The sequence below is a fragment of the Lacrimispora amygdalina genome (genome assembly GCF_003432035.1).
In the GTDB taxonomy this organism is placed as follows: Bacteria; Bacillota; Clostridia; order Lachnospirales; family Lachnospiraceae; genus Lacrimispora; species Lacrimispora amygdalina.
This window is the reverse complement of the sequence record NZ_QOHO01000096.1, coordinates 18,580-32,670: the sequence shown is the minus strand read 5'-3', so window position 1 is coordinate 32,670 and position 14,091 is coordinate 18,580. Positions and strand designations below refer to the sequence as shown.

The 14,091-nt window shown below is 43.8% G+C and carries 14 protein-coding genes and 1 pseudogene; 4 read left to right on the top strand and 11 right to left on the bottom strand.

The window, feature by feature from the left end; translation table 11 throughout:
* Positions 1-174 precede the first annotated feature (174 nt).
* From trmL to DS742_RS24635, 10 genes are all read right to left on the bottom strand, one after another.
* A complete protein-coding gene (gene trmL / locus DS742_RS24685; protein ID WP_170313579.1) occupies positions 175-672 on the bottom strand; it encodes a tRNA (uridine(34)/cytosine(34)/5-carboxymethylaminomethyluridine(34)-2'-O)-methyltransferase TrmL in 498 nt (165 codons plus the stop codon).
* A 2-nt stretch (positions 673-674) separates the two neighbouring features.
* Positions 675-1,844 carry an aminotransferase class I/II-fold pyridoxal phosphate-dependent enzyme gene (locus DS742_RS24680; protein WP_117419591.1) on the bottom strand — a complete coding sequence of 390 codons (1,170 nt, stop codon included), beginning with the start codon at positions 1,842-1,844 and terminating at the stop codon, positions 675-677.
* The gene (locus DS742_RS24675) at positions 1,841-2,323 is read right to left on the bottom strand and encodes an Lrp/AsnC family transcriptional regulator (RefSeq protein ID WP_097004673.1); all 483 of its coding nucleotides are present in this window, start codon (positions 2,321-2,323) and stop codon (positions 1,841-1,843) included. Before DS742_RS24675 ends, DS742_RS24680 begins: the two co-directional genes overlap by 4 nt.
* Before the next feature lie 3 nt (positions 2,324-2,326).
* A complete protein-coding gene (locus DS742_RS24670) occupies positions 2,327-2,911 on the bottom strand; it encodes an AIR synthase-related protein (RefSeq protein ID WP_117419590.1) in 585 nt (194 codons plus the stop codon).
* Positions 2,912-2,920: 9 nt separating this feature from the next.
* A complete protein-coding gene (locus tag DS742_RS24665) occupies positions 2,921-4,417 on the bottom strand; it encodes a VanW family protein (protein ID WP_117419589.1) in 1,497 nt (498 codons plus the stop codon).
* 183 nt (positions 4,418-4,600) lie between these two features.
* A complete protein-coding gene (locus DS742_RS24655; protein ID WP_117419587.1) occupies positions 4,601-5,308 on the bottom strand; it encodes a 3'-5' exonuclease in 708 nt (235 codons plus the stop codon).
* Positions 5,305-5,988, bottom strand: a complete 684-nt coding sequence (gene nth, locus DS742_RS24650) for an endonuclease III (RefSeq protein WP_117419586.1) — start codon at positions 5,986-5,988, stop codon at positions 5,305-5,307. Before nth ends, DS742_RS24655 begins: the two co-directional genes overlap by 4 nt.
* Positions 5,988-7,748 carry a B12-binding domain-containing radical SAM protein gene (locus tag DS742_RS24645; RefSeq protein WP_117419585.1) on the bottom strand — a complete coding sequence of 587 codons (1,761 nt, stop codon included), beginning with the start codon at positions 7,746-7,748 and terminating at the stop codon, positions 5,988-5,990. The genes nth and DS742_RS24645 overlap by 1 nt, the downstream gene beginning before the upstream one ends.
* Position 7,749: 1 nt before the next feature.
* On the bottom strand, positions 7,750-8,244 hold the full coding sequence (locus DS742_RS24640) for a deoxycytidylate deaminase (RefSeq protein WP_117419584.1): 495 nt from the start codon (positions 8,242-8,244) through the stop codon (positions 7,750-7,752).
* Positions 8,245-8,262: 18 nt separating this feature from the next.
* Positions 8,263-9,324, bottom strand: coding sequence for an L-threonylcarbamoyladenylate synthase (locus tag DS742_RS24635; protein WP_117419594.1), 1,062 nt, complete (start codon positions 9,322-9,324; stop codon positions 8,263-8,265).
* Positions 9,325-9,495: 171 nt separating this feature from the next.
* Between DS742_RS24635 and asnA the strand changes: the two are divergent.
* The 4 genes and pseudogenes from asnA (at position 9,496) to DS742_RS24615 (ending at position 13,343) form a co-directional block, all read left to right on the top strand.
* Positions 9,496-10,502 (top strand): annotated as a pseudogene (gene asnA, locus DS742_RS24630) (aspartate--ammonia ligase).
* A gap of 23 nt (positions 10,503-10,525) precedes the next feature.
* Entirely contained in the window at positions 10,526-11,233 is a 708-nt protein-coding gene (locus DS742_RS24625; protein WP_117419583.1) for a LytR/AlgR family response regulator transcription factor, read from the top strand.
* Between the two features lie 47 nt (positions 11,234-11,280).
* Positions 11,281-12,510, top strand: a complete 1,230-nt coding sequence (locus tag DS742_RS24620) for a sensor histidine kinase (protein WP_117419582.1) — start codon at positions 11,281-11,283, stop codon at positions 12,508-12,510.
* Positions 12,511-12,611: 101 nt separating this feature from the next.
* Positions 12,612-13,343, top strand: coding sequence for a hypothetical protein (locus DS742_RS24615; RefSeq protein ID WP_117419581.1), 732 nt, complete (start codon positions 12,612-12,614; stop codon positions 13,341-13,343).
* A 49-nt stretch (positions 13,344-13,392) separates the two neighbouring features.
* Here DS742_RS24615 and DS742_RS24610 read toward each other — a convergent pair whose 3' ends face one another.
* Positions 13,393-14,064: an N-acetylmuramoyl-L-alanine amidase gene (locus DS742_RS24610; RefSeq protein ID WP_170313578.1), complete on the bottom strand. Its 672-nt coding sequence runs from the start codon at positions 14,062-14,064 to the stop codon at positions 13,393-13,395.
* Positions 14,065-14,091: the final 27 nt, after the last annotated feature.

The window sequence follows — 14,091 nt, the reverse complement described above, 5'->3', positions numbered from 1 at the left end:
CTTATAGGGGTCACATCATTTCCGTCCGGTTTCTTTAAATGAGATCAATGATGTAAGACTGGACAATCAGGGGGAGGATAGCCAGGCTCCCGCCTCCCTGCTGGTCAATTAAACATAGTTTTGTATAAAAATACGCCTTAGCCATTATTCCGGGCCAGGGCGTATTATTTCATATTATTCTTTCCAATGCAAATGGTGAAGTTCCCCCTGCATGGTCATACGTTCAAATCCGTTCTGCCTTAATGCTTCATAAAGAACAATAGAAACAGAATTGGATAAATTGAGAGAACGTATATCACCCCACATGGGAATTCTCACACAGCGGTCCTCATTTTCCACAAGTATCTCTTCGGGTATTCCGGCGCTTTCCTTTCCAAACATAAGAAAGCAATCCGGTTCATACTTTACATCAGAGTAAACATGATGCCCCTTTGTAGTAGCCATATAGATTTTGGCTTTCGGATTCCGGTCCAAAAAATCCTGATAATCACTGTATACGGTAACATCTAATTTATCCCAGTAATCAAGCCCTGCCCGTTTTATCAGCTTATCATTCAGCTTAAAGCCCAAAGGCTGAATCAGGTGAAGCCTGGTATCCGTAGCAACGCAGGTTCTGCCGATATTCCCTGTATTTGCCGGCATCTCCGGTTCCAATAGTACAATATTCATGATAATTACGCCTTTCCATCCAGTTTCTTGATAAAACGTTCCATACGGCTTAAAGCTTCCTTTAAGCTTTTTAAGGAATACGCATAGGAAATACGCAGATAACCCTCTCCGCAGTCTCCGAATGCAGTTCCTGGAACAACCGCCACTTTTTCCTCCATCAGAAGCTTGGTGGCGAATTCATCAGAGGTCATGCCAAACCGTTTGATACTTGGAAACATATAAAAGGCACCGTTAGGCTCAAAACATTCAAGCCCCATTTCCTGAAACGCATGCATTAAATAACGTCTTCTCTGGTCATAGGATTCCCGCATGACTGCCACATCCTTATCCCCATCCCGAAGCGCAGCAACTGCTGCATACTGGCTGGTCGTAGGCGCACACATGATGGCAAACTGGTGGATCTTTAACATCTGCTCCAGAATCAGTCTGGGGGCAGCCGCATAGCCAAGCCTCCAGCCGGTCATTGCGTAGGATTTGGAGAATCCGTTAATCAAAACAGTCCTGTCCTTCATTCCCGGAAAAGCGGCTATTGTCCAATGATCACCGCCATAGGTAAGCTCTGCATAAATTTCATCAGAAATAACGAATAAATCCTTTTCAATTACAATGTCTGCAATCTCCTTCAGCTCACTGGCATTCATAACAGCTCCCGTCGGGTTGTTTGGAAACGGCAGAATGAGAACCTTTGTCTTTGGAGTGATCTTCTCAAGAAGCTTTTCCTTTGTCAGTTTAAACTGATCCTTTGCTTCCAGATCAATGATGACTGGAACTCCGTTGGCCAGAATGGTACAGGGCACATAGGAAACATAACTGGGCTGCGGAATCAGCACCTCATCTCCAGGATTCAACATGGCACGGAGTGCTATATCAATCGCTTCGCTTCCGCCTACCGTTACCATCACCTCATGATCAGGGTCATATGTAACTTCAAAGCGGCGGCTTAAATAGCTGCAGATTTCCGTCTTAAGCTCTTTTAAACCGGCGTTGGATGTATAAAATGTCCGTCCCTTTTCCAGAGAATAAATACCCTCTTCCCGGATATGCCATGGTGTATCAAAATCAGGTTCTCCCACACCCAGGGAAATGGCATCCTTCATCTCACTTACGATATCAAAAAATTTACGGATTCCCGAAGAGGGAATTTCTGTTATTCGGTCTGATAATGGATTTCTCACGGCGTAATCAGCATCCTTTCATCCGGTGTTTCTTCCGCAAGAACCGTCCCGTGATCCTTATACTTCTTCAATACAAAATGGGTGGCTGTGCTCAGTACGGATTCCATGGGGGATAGTTTCTCAGATACAAACTGTGCTACTGCTCTCATCGTCTTTCCTTCAATGAATACAGTGAAATCAAAGGCTCCTGACATTAAATAAACCGCATTAACCTCGCTGTACTGATAGATGCGTTCTGCAATCTTGTCAAAACCCATGCCCCTTTGCGGTGTAACCTTTACCTCAATTAAGGCTACAACCTTTTCATCGCTGGTATTATCCCAGTTAATCAGGGTATGATATCCGCAGATGATATGTTCCTTTTCCATATCGGCAATCTCGTTGGCAATGGCTGCCTCACTTTCTCCAAGAAGAACCGCCAGATCCTTTAAATCAATTCTGCTGTTTTTTTCAATAATTGCCAGTATCTTTTCTCTCATATCCTACCTCCAATTTACTTTTTTGGATAATACCTTATAAAGTTCATCCTCTGATGGGCGGTCAAGATAACCAATCCCGTCTTCATGAACAATAATCCGTTTGATGCCGCCTGTCACTTTCCCGATGACTGCAGCTTCCAGCCCATGCTCTTTTAAGGCAGATACTAAATCTCCACCGTTATCTGCTGCCAATACAAAGCAGCCATCTGAGAAAAGCCGGTATGGGTTTAAGTCATACCTCTCACAGACCTCTATGGTTTCCTGCCTTACAGGAATTTTACGAAGGTCAAAACGAATGCCCGTCATATATGCGCCGGATAAATCCCAGAGAGCCTTTAATATTCCACCCTCAAGTGCAGGCTCCCATTCAGTTGCTCCCAGATTCTTAAAAAACTCCGGTTCTTTCACCGGTAATAAAAAACCCCCATTTAAAATCCGGTCAATATATTGCGAGGAGAACCACTGATGCAGTTCTCCTTCTCTCTCTCTTACTATTTTTACCGTTCCGGCTAATCCTGCAAATCCTGCTGTCACAAGATCCTGCCCCGGCCTTACCGTTCCCGTATTCTCTCTTTCAATCCGTCTCATCGTCTGTACTTATTCTCCCGGTCCTGCTTCCGGACTATCCCCGGTATCTTCCCATTCAGATGCTGGCGTTGCTCCGGATTCAGGCGCCTGTGCCGTCTCCTGAGATGGCTGCGTATCAATCTGGGGGATTACAGACGGCTGAACCGGTATGGGTTCTGCTGCTGCCGGTGCTGCCGGACCTACCTTTATAATTGCCTTGGAAGGATTATAGGTATCTGTATGAAGAATCTCTCTGCTCTGTTCTGCTCCGTCTACATAGACAATCTTCCAGAGCCGTGATTTAATGCCTTTATGAGCAGACTGAATCTGTTTTCTGGTTCCCGGCGGCATAGCGGGATCCACTACCTCTTTTGGAGCCCCCGGATCTGTTACACTGAGTGTTTCTGAAACAAATTCAAAGGTTCGGTTTGCAGGTCTGGTCTCTTTTCCATATATGGTAAAGGTAAGAGTCTTTCCCGATGTATAACCCTCTATATAAATCGGTGTGCTGTAATTGTTGGTTAACTTAATGTCTTTATAAGTTCCGGCAATTGCAGCATCTTCCGACGGTCTCACATAGCTTACCACCATGGAATGATTCTGTCTCTGGCTGATCTCTAATTCTGCCCTGAGTGCGGCATTATAAATCGTAGTTGCGATCTGGCATACCCCGCCTCCCACACTGTCAACCACCTGCCCGTTTTCATATGCAGCAGCAGTGGCGTAACCATTGCCTACAGTAAAGGGATGCATGCAGTCATAACCGGATAAAGTCTCTCCAGGCATCAGCACATGACCGTTGATCTTACCTGAACCCACCTTCAGGTTTTTTGATCTGGAAGCACCGCTGGATGAAAAATTCGTGGAGAATGTCCCCAGCACATCCTGAATCGTGGATAAATCTTCCGTTGTAATAGCCGGTTTTACTTCGGCAACAACTGCATTTACCGTAACCGGATCTTTCAAACCATTTGCAAGTGCCGCATTCAGCGCCTGCTTTGTGGCTTCCACATCCACTGTTTTTCCAATAACAGAAGGCGTGACTGTAAATGCTCCATTCTGGCGGACAATGGCAGCATTCTTTGGCTCAGCAACCGCAGGAGCACATTTTTCAGCTACAAATGACGCTAACCTGCCGTCATCCAGAGCGGTCTCCAAAGGAATGATCACAGGATTGTGTTCAATATCCTTTTTATTTAAATATCGCTTTAATAAATTCCCCCCCTGCCAGGAGGACGCTGCCTGGGCAACCGCTTCCGGGTTGCTCCAATGAAACCCCAGATCCTTAGCTGTCGTCTCCACCGGCTGTCCGTCCACAACCAGTGTAATTTTCTGATTTTCCATCTCATTAACCAGGCCCTGAACTTTCTGCCCGGCTTCTTCCTCTGTCAAACCGCCCAGATTATAATCTCCCACATAGATACCGTCCGGAAGCGTATCAGCCATAACGTATGCTGGTGAGAAAAAACCGATTCCCACTGCCAGCAAGGAGGCTGCCAGGCATATGGACAAAGTTTTCTTTTTCATATTCATTCCTCTTACTCTATTGTTTCCGCTTGGCGGTCTTCCAAGTAAAAACCATTACATAAAACTTAACATCATGGGAAGTACCATTGCTACGATCAGTAAAGCTACAACTACGATTAAAACTACTGACATTAACTTCTTATTGTTCTTATTATTAAAATTAATCATTTTGTATCACCTCTCTTATATTCTTCCATATTGTGCAATGATTTTATCCGTAATTCTGGATATTTCATTTCTGGATAAATGATCCAATTGCACAGATAAAGCTATTTTATGATATTTTAATAAATCCTGCAAGTGTTCTTTTTGTCTGTTTGACGCCGGCTGTTCCTTTTTTACCTTATAAATCAGCACATCTGAGTCAAACGCTTCGGATTTTGCCTGGCCGAACTCTTTTTTCATTGCCTGATACAGCTGATGAGCTGCGAAAGCATCGCATAAAGCACGGTGACTCTGTTTTATTTCTATACCGAAATACCGGCACGCTGCAGAAAGACTTTTGGGACTGTCTTCCGGCATAAATTTTCTTGCAAGCTTTAGCGTATCAATTCCCTGCCGCTCATAGCCTGATCCACTGTTTACAGCCGCACGTTTTAAAAAACTGTAATCAAAGATAACATGATGTCCCAGAATGGGCAGATTTCCTGCGAAATCAAGGAACCGGCCGATTACGGTTTCAATCCCCTCTGCCTGATTCAGCTGACTGTCAGTAATTCCAGTCAGGGAAATCACACGCTCCTCCAGACTCCGGTACGGATTTACAAAGCACTCAAACGTATCTCCTGCCTCGCCCTCTGTCACACGCACTGCTCCGATTTCAATAATTTTATCCCGCTTAGGGTCAAGACCGGTGGTTTCTAAATCCACAGCAACATACGATGATATCACGTCCTGTTCTTCCTCTCCTCTTTTTCCCCCGTCACAGCGCTGGGACACAGCTCCTTTAAAAAGCAGTCTCTGCATCTGGGATTTCTTGCAACGCAGATGGATCTCCCCAGCGTGATAATCTGAATGTTCCACAGGATCCAGTGATCTCTTGGCAGTATCTCCATCAGCTCATACTCGATTTTTTCGGGATCATCCGATTTGGCAAATCCCAGTTTTTTGGATATCCGCTTTACATGGGTGTCAACTACAATACTCGGTTCAAAATAAATATTCCCCAGTATAACATTAGCCGTTTTTCTCCCAACTCCCGCGAGACTTGTCAGCTCCTCCATGGTCTTAGGAACTTCACCGCCGTACTTTTTCATCAAATCCGTACAGCAGGAAATAATATTTTTGGCCTTCATATGGTAAAATCCCAGGGAATGGATATCCTGCTCCAGCTCTTTTAAATCAGCTATAGCAAATTTCCCTGGCGAGTCGTACTTTTGAAATAAATCCGCAGTCACCATATTGACTCTGGCATCGGTGCACTGGGCGCTCAAAATAACTGCAATCAGCAGCTGCCATGGTGTCTCATGGTTTAAATAGCAAATATATTCTGTTCCGTATTCCCGGTCAAGAGCCTCTAAAACTCTGTTTACTCTGGCTCTTTTCTCCGCTTTTGTCTCTTTTTTAGCCATCATCTCCTCCATATGCCAAGCTCATGGACTGCTGCATTATGGGAAAGTGCATCTCTCCTCTTATAATCGAAAAGAACTGCTCTTCCATTATGAAATACCTCAATATGAGCCATCTTTATCAACTGTCTGGCTTCAAATCCCTCATAACCTTCCTTTAAGTAATGATACCTAACCGCCTCATCAGCAAAAAATGCCTTTATCTGTTCCTTATAAGGCTCCTGGTCAGCGGAAAAATCCGGGCGGCTTTTTAAGTTTTCCCTCAGATATAAGTCATATACCAGAAGATCTCTGTAATAAGGCCGCTTTTCGGGAACCCGAAGGCCGATAAACCTCTCTAATATCTCGTACCTCGCCATTCGGCTGTGACTTAGCTTTGACAATTCCTGTTTATCATAATATTCAGCCAGTGCCTCAAACATATCAAAGGGAGTATCAAATTCCCTGCGAAGTTCTGCAATCGTCGTTTGAAACTGACCACTGTTGCCATAAACCTCAAGCATCTCTTCCAGACCCTTTAATTTAAGAACCTCTCCATAGTCAAGCCATCTGGTGGACAAGACTTCATACGGAGGCTTTTCCTTATAACGGATCTCATAGTCTTCTGCCTTCTGGGACATACTGGAACCCTTTAATACCTTTAAAAATCCCAGCTGAAGCTGTTCCGGCCTCATATCATAGACCTGGTTAAAGGAGCGACGAAAGCTTTCGTAATTTTCAAAGGGAAGTCCTGCGATCAGATCCAGGTGCTGGTGAATGGTTCCATAGCTGTTTATGATTTCAACATTCTTTCTTAAAACAGACAGATCCATACTCCGGTGAATTTCCTTAATGGTGGTTTCATTGGTACTCTGAACCCCGATCTCCAGCTGTATTAACCCTGGTCTCATACGGGACATCAGCTGTAATTCCTCCTGGTTCAGTAAATCCGCAGATATTTCAAAGTGGAAATTAGTTACCCCATTATCATGATCGATTAAATACTCCCAGATACGAAACGAGTGGTCCCTGCTGCAGTTAAAGGTTCTGTCTACGAATTTTACCTGAGGTACCCTTTTTTGAAGAAAAAATCCCAGTTCCTTTAATACCAGATCCGTATCACGGAACCGGACAGATTTATCAACGGAAGAAAGGCAATAGCTGCAGGAAAATGGGCAGCCACGGCTGCTTTCATAATAAACGATACGGTTCTCAAATCCAGCCATGTCCTCATACAGAAATGGGATTGTGTTGAGATCAACTGCTGATTTTAAAGGATTTATAACCGGTCTTCCATCTCTATCCCTGACAGCGGTTCCATCTATCTTTTGAAAGGCTGATTTATCCCACCCCGTGGTCTTTCTCTGCTTTTCCAGATAGCAGCAAACCACTTTTTTAAAGGTTTCTTCGCCTTCTCCCATCATAATGCCGAAAACATGGGGTTCTTCTGCTAAAATCCGGGCGGCATCGTAAGACACCTCAGGACCTCCCAGCCAGATCTCCACATCAGGGAGAACTTTCGGAAGGTCCCGTACCAGTTCTAAAATATAGGAAATATTCCAGATATAACAGGAGAATCCCACTGCATCCGGTTTTCTTCTATAAATATCGCTCAGTATTTCATCCATCTGATTATTAATGGTATATTCCCCGATTTCTATCTGAAACCTTCCGTCACTTAGTTCCGGTTCTCTGATCCACGCCTGTGAATAAGCCTTTAAACTGTAAACCCCCGGATTGGAGTGAATATATTTGGCATTCAGCGCCGCCAGTAAGAACTTCATATTAGACCTCAATCTCTATTTTTCTGCCGGATGGCTGATATTGATAATAACGGACTCCTGCCGCATTGAGCATACGCTTGGAGGCATTTACTGCGGGTGTTCCCGCATATTTGTCCGAGCCATAAACAATTGTTTTAATTCCGGACTGAATGATTGCTTTTGCACACTCATTACAGGGAAAAAGTGTTACATAAAGCTTAGAACCTTCCAGACTTCCTCCCCTGTAATTAAGAATAGCATTTAATTCACTGTGAGTGGAATAGAAATATTTGGCATTATAGGGATCCTCTGCCTCATTTTCTCTGCCCCAGGGGAATTCATCATCGGAGCATCCCAGTGGAAATCCGTTATAACCCATGGATAAAATCTTATTATCCTGGCTGACGATACAGGCTCCTACCTGGGTGCTGGGATCCTTGGAACGTTTGCCTGATAATACTGCAACCCCCATAAAATATTCATCCCAGGTAATATAATCTTCTCTTTTTCCAGTCATCGTTTCTGCGCCTCCTTATTAAACCTGAATAATGTGGTATCCTGCTGCCTTGGTCAGCCGGTTCATAATCGCCTGTCCCAGATGATTTCTGGAAAAGCTCTCAGAGAATATACAGTCTGCATTTAAATCATCAAACTCCCGCAAAACTGCGTATAGGTTATGGGCAATGGATTCCTCCTGTAAACGGCTGCCAATGCTCCTTCTCATGCCCTGTGGATATAAATTTAAAGTCTCATCAGTACAGATTACACCAACCCGGTAACCTGCTTCCACTTTCTCCTGTACCAGTTTGTTAATGGCGGCTGCCACAGTCTCTTCTTTGCCTTCCACCAGTGTAAGATCTGCTTTGGGAGCATAATGCTTATACTTCATTCCAGGCGCTTTCGGTCTTACATCAGCCTTTAACGGTCCTGAGGTGATTGCAGGATCAAGGAAAATCTCTTTTCCTAAAACTGCAGAAGCCATCTCCTGGGTAACCGCGCCAGGCCTGAGTATCATGGGCTCATCCCCGGAAACATCAATAATGGTGGATTCCACACCAATTCCCACAGCACCGCCGTCCACAATCATCTGGATCTTTCCGTTCATATCCTGCCATACATGATCTGCAGTCGTAGGGCTTGGACGGCCGGAGGTATTGGCGCTGGGAGCTGCTATGGGAACTCCTGCCAGCCGGATCAGAGCACTTGCTGCAGGATCTGCAGGCATTCGGACTGCCACAGTATCAAGTCCGCCGGTGGTTCCATAGGGGACCAGACCGCTTTTGGGGAAAATTAAAGTCAGGGGACCGGGCCAGAAAGCTTCCATGAGTTTTCTTCCCGCTTCGGGAACTTCCGTTACCAGAGGGAGCAGATCGTCAAAATCTGCAATGTGGGCAATGAGAGGGTTGTCCGATGGCCTTCCCTTTGCCTCATAAATCTTTTTTGCAGCCTCTTCATTTAAAGCATTGGCCCCAAGGCCATAGACAGTTTCCGTAGGAAAGGCCACAAGGCCCCCCTCCCACAGTATTTTCGCCGGTTCCCTAAGCTGCTCTAAATCCGGATGATCTTTGTCTTTTAATATAATTCGTTTTGTATTCATTTCTCTCTGCTCTTTTCTTTTCACTTCCATTTATCATATCACAGCGAACAAGCTCATGCAATGCTTTTACCCCTTGCAAACAGGGCTTTCCCAACCATTGCAAATAGCAGTTGTAAGTTTTTCGTATCAATGATACCATAATAGCAGTATATGTTGAAAGAGGAGAAAAACATGGAACTGATTATACCGCAAAACTATGATCCCAGGCTCTCTGTCAGGGAAACTCAGGAAGCAATTAAATACATAAGGGATACCTTTCAAAAAGAGCTTGGCAGGGAAATGAACTTAGAGCGTATTTCCGCACCCTTATTTGTGGAACGAAGCAGCGGATTAAACGATAATTTAAACGGAGTGGAGCGTCCGGTCCAGTTTGATTTTCCGGAGTGCCCGGTGAAACCATGGAAGTGGTACACTCACTGGCCAAATGGAAACGCATGGCACTTCACGAATATGGTTTTCAGCCGGGTGAAGGACTTTATACTAATATGAATGCCATTCGCAGAGATGAGGATCTGGATAATCTTCATTCCTGTTATGTGGACCAGTGGGATTGGGAAAAAGTAATAACAAAGGAAGAAAGAAACGAATATACATTAAAAGAAACCGTGAAAATTATTTTTAAGATCATCAAGCACATGGAACATGAAGTCTGGTATAAATATCCCCAGGCAGTCAAGCAGCTTCCTGATGATATCACTTTTATTACCTCCCAGGAGCTTGAGGACCTCTATCCGGATCTGACTCCCAAAGAGCGTGAAAACAACATAACAAAAGAGCACGGCTGTGTCTTTCTCATGAAGATCGGGGATAAATTAGGCAGCGGAAAGCCTCATGACGGCAGAGCACCGGATTACGATGACTGGCAGCTGAACGGAGACATTCTTTTCTGGTTTGAACATTTAAACTGTGCACTTGAGATTTCAAGCATGGGAATCCGCGTAGATGAAACAGCCCTGGCGGAACAGTTAAAAAAAGCGGGTTGCGAGGACCGTAAGGAACTTCCCTACCACAAGATGCTTCTAAACGGCGAGCTTCCGTATACAATTGGCGGTGGAATCGGACAGTCCCGTCTCTGCATGCTTTTACTGGACCGCGCACATGTCGGGGAAGTTCAGGCCAGTATCTGGCCCGCCAAAATGCGGGCAGAGTGCAGGAAGAACCATATATTTCTTCTTTAAATTTTACATAGGAAGTGGATGGAATGAACGTATTTCTTTGTGATGACCAGGCAGAGTTTATGCATGGATTTGCAAATGATCTGAAAGGATATTTTCGTAACAGGAAAATATCCTTCCGGCTTTTTCTTTTTACAGATGGTACAAACCTTCTTTGTTCCGGCATCGTTCCTGATATCATATTTCTGGATATAAAAATAGGAAAAGAATCAGGCCTTATAACTGCCCGCAAAATCAGGGAGATTAATACACGGACAAAAATTGTATTTCTGACTGCCTATAAGCAATATGTATTTCAGTCCTTTGATGTGGATGCATCACATTATCTCATTAAGCCGGTAAGCGAACAAAAGCTTTATGCAGTGCTGGATCATCTGCTCAGACAGCTTAATCCGTTAAAAGAGCCTCCCATTATCGTGAGATCCGGACAAACAACCTTATGCGTTTCCTGCTCTGATCTTTTATATGTTGAAGTAAATAATAAAACAGTAACACTTCATAATAAAAATGACATAACAGAATTTTCAGGAAAACTGGAGGCCATTGAAACGAATCTGCCTGCCCGGTTTTACCGGTGCCACAGAAGTTTCATTGTTAACATGGACTATGTTGTCCGGTTTGACAAAATGGATCTTCATCTTGCAAACGGAGAATCAGTACCAGTCAGCAAACGAAAATACCAGGATTTTACCAGAGCCTTCCTGAGACATATGAAAAAGGAGGGTTTGTTATAATTCTCCTCTTTTTTACCGCTTATATAAACTATCGATTCTTAAGCAGAATGCTGAAATGCCGGTATCACAAGCTTTTAACGCTAATTGGTGTTGCTGCCTTTTCCGAAGTCTCCAGTATTATCAACATTAATTTCGGACTTTACCGCATTTTTCCACAAGAACTGTTTTATTTTCTTACTTCACTGTTGATGATCTGGGTTTTATTCCAGTCCAGTGCTGGAAAAAAGGTGATGATTGCTATTTTCGCTGACGGACTGGGGTATACCTGCAATTTTGTTTTTCTTCCTCTGATTCAATATATCAGTAAAAACATCATGGACGGACCTGCCTTCCATGATCTTGCTTACAAACTTTGTGATATTTTAACCATCCTTCTTTACTCCGCTATATTGGAATGGATTGGAAGGAAATACTCCAATCTTCATGGAGAGATCACGATGGCTGAGAATCTGTTCCTCCTGATTTTATGCTTCTTCACCAGACAGACCGTTATTTACTATGGTTGCAGCCAGTTTCAGCACAACAACAACCTGATTTCAAATATAATCGCTACTGCAGTGGCGGCAGGCGGTGTTTCTCTCATTACTTTCTCCTGCTACTATGCAGACCGGAAGCTGAGTCTGCTGCTTGCAAATGAGAAAAACAGCATACTGGAAAAGCGGATTGCAGCATGGCAGGGAGAAGAAAAGCAACTGGCAGGCTTTCGCCATGACTTTAAAAACCATATGCTGTGTCTTAAAAATCTCCTCTCAATGAATAAAAATCAGGAGGCTGTAAAGTACCTGGATTGTATAACCGGGACCGTTAATTCTTTTTATCCGGAGTACTCTTCGGGAAATGCTTATGCAGATGCAGTCATACGGGAAAAACTTGCTCTTGCGCGCACCTGGAAAATCCGTCTGGAAACGGACCTCATCTTCCCCGCCTCAGATCTGATTAATCCTGCTGATCTGTGTATTATTTTAAGCAATGCACTGGACAACGCACTGGAAGCCTGCCGGAAATTAACCGGTCAGACTGATCCCCCGCTTATAAAAGCGGCCTCCTGTGTACGAAACTCTTTTCTTATAATTGAAATAACCAATCCGGTACCTTATGCACGGAAGCTTAAGACCAACCAATTACATTCCACAAAAAAAGAGCCTCATCTCCACGGAATTGGTCTGTCTAACATCCGCGATGCCGCAGAACGCTGTCATGGTACAATGGAGCTGTCAATTTCGGAAGAAGTATTTCATTTCTACGTCATCCTTCCCCTTTTTGCGCCTTCTCTTTAACCTGGACCCCGTTTATACCAGTATCTTTCCCGTTTACGCCAGGAGGATTATTTCATCATGGTATCTGCCGAATTATAATCAGAACACAAGGAGGGAATGAAATGTATATTGGTAAAATGGAAACGCAGCCGGCAAAAATAAATATTGCTTCAATCAATCGTTCCGCTCATCAGAAGTATCAGGCACTCTACGGAAAAAGTAAGGAAAAGGAACAAACCGATGATGTAAAAATTTCCCCTGCCGGAAAAAAGCAAAGTATGCTGAAACAGCTGATGAACCAGAAACAGTTTATTATGGAAAGAAAGCAGGCAATGCTGGATTCTGACCAGGCAAACGGCGCAGACAGCATGAATGAGAAACTGAAAGAATATGAGAAGCAGCTAAAAGCGATTGATGAACAGATTGCACAGCTCCAGACAGAGGAACCGGATGATGCAAAATCCGATTCCAATGACCAAACCGGTACGATCTATAAAAAGACAAGGTCCAAAGAAGAAGCACAGTCAGAACAATTAAATGAGATAACAAAATTATCATCCGGAGTGTCCCAGACAGAAGTAATCTCATCGGCAAAAGATCATATTGACGGGAAGATAAAGGTCCTGAAAAGTGAAATTGAATCCGGATATGGAAACACGATACAGAAAGTTGAAGATGTTGGCAGGCTGCAAAGCCAGTCTGATGAACTGGCCGCACAAAAGTCTGAAAAGCTGGGTGAAGTAAATAAGGCCGCCTCCGCTCAGACTGAAGCTGCAAAACGGGGCACTGAAACAGACAACGAAGTTGAGCAGGAAAACGAATTACAGCCAGACGAAGAAATCTCATCCCGCTGACAAAAAACAGGAACCTTGGCTTATGGGTTCCTGTTTTTGTCTTTTCGATTTATCTTTCATTTAAATATCTCATGATTCCCATGTGAATGGTCCATGCCACCCGGTCCTGATAATCTTCCGTATTTAAGAGTGCCGATTCCTTTTTATTTGTTAAGAAACCGCATTCCACAATTACAATCGGCGTTCTTACATGAAGAAGCAGGTAATAGTTGTCATTCGGCTTTGCAAGTCTTGTATTCTTCTCTCCTAATAAGAAATCAAACCGGTCCTGGATAATTTCAGCAAGCTTTTTCCCTTTTTCAGACTTTTTATAATAAAAAACCTGACCTCCCGAAACCTCCTCCTGATGATAACTGTTTTGATGGATGCTCACAGTCAGTGCAGGCCTGGTTTTATTAATAATCTCACACCGTTTGGTCATATCAGCCATCTTTTTTCTGTTATCTTTGACAGAATAAAGTCCATTGTCATTATCTCTGGTAAGAACAACCTCCACATCCGATGCTTCCAGATATTTTTTCAGCTTCATAGCGATCTGCAGATTAATATCTTTTTCCAGGCTGCCATCTATCCCGATCTTTCCAGGGTCATTCCCGCCGTGACCTGCATCAATGACAACCACCGGCCTTTTCTTTCCCGTAGATGGGACGTTATTAACTGCTGCCATCTTTCCCGCCTGGCTTGATATGACATAAACCAATATCAGCAAAATCACCGCCATAAACGGTTCCCATTTTTTTAAATTCAC

Excerpts from the sequence above, each read along its gene's own strand:
- DS742_RS24675 (WP_097004673.1), bottom strand. The coding sequence starts at position 2,323 with ATGAGAGAAAAGATACTGGCAATTATTGAAAAAAACAGCAGAATTGAT.
- DS742_RS24670 (WP_117419590.1), bottom strand. The coding sequence starts at position 2,911 with ATGAGACGGATTGAAAGAGAGAATACGGGAACGGTAAGGCCGGGGCAG.
- DS742_RS24665 (WP_117419589.1), bottom strand. The coding sequence starts at position 4,417 with ATGAAAAAGAAAACTTTGTCCATATGCCTGGCAGCCTCCTTGCTGGCA.
- nth (WP_117419586.1), bottom strand. The coding sequence starts at position 5,988 with ATGGCTAAAAAAGAGACAAAAGCGGAGAAAAGAGCCAGAGTAAACAGA.
- DS742_RS24645 (WP_117419585.1), bottom strand. The coding sequence starts at position 7,748 with ATGAAGTTCTTACTGGCGGCGCTGAATGCCAAATATATTCACTCCAAT.
- DS742_RS24640 (WP_117419584.1), bottom strand. The coding sequence starts at position 8,244 with ATGACTGGAAAAAGAGAAGATTATATTACCTGGGATGAATATTTTATG.
- DS742_RS24635 (WP_117419594.1), bottom strand. The coding sequence starts at position 9,324 with ATGAATACAAAACGAATTATATTAAAAGACAAAGATCATCCGGATTTA.
- DS742_RS24625 (WP_117419583.1), top strand. The coding sequence starts at position 10,526 with ATGAACGTATTTCTTTGTGATGACCAGGCAGAGTTTATGCATGGATTT.
- DS742_RS24620 (WP_117419582.1), top strand. The coding sequence starts at position 11,281 with ATGCTGAAATGCCGGTATCACAAGCTTTTAACGCTAATTGGTGTTGCT.
- DS742_RS24615 (WP_117419581.1), top strand. The coding sequence starts at position 12,612 with ATGTATATTGGTAAAATGGAAACGCAGCCGGCAAAAATAAATATTGCT.
- DS742_RS24610 (WP_170313578.1), bottom strand. The coding sequence starts at position 14,064 with ATGGCGGTGATTTTGCTGATATTGGTTTATGTCATATCAAGCCAGGCG.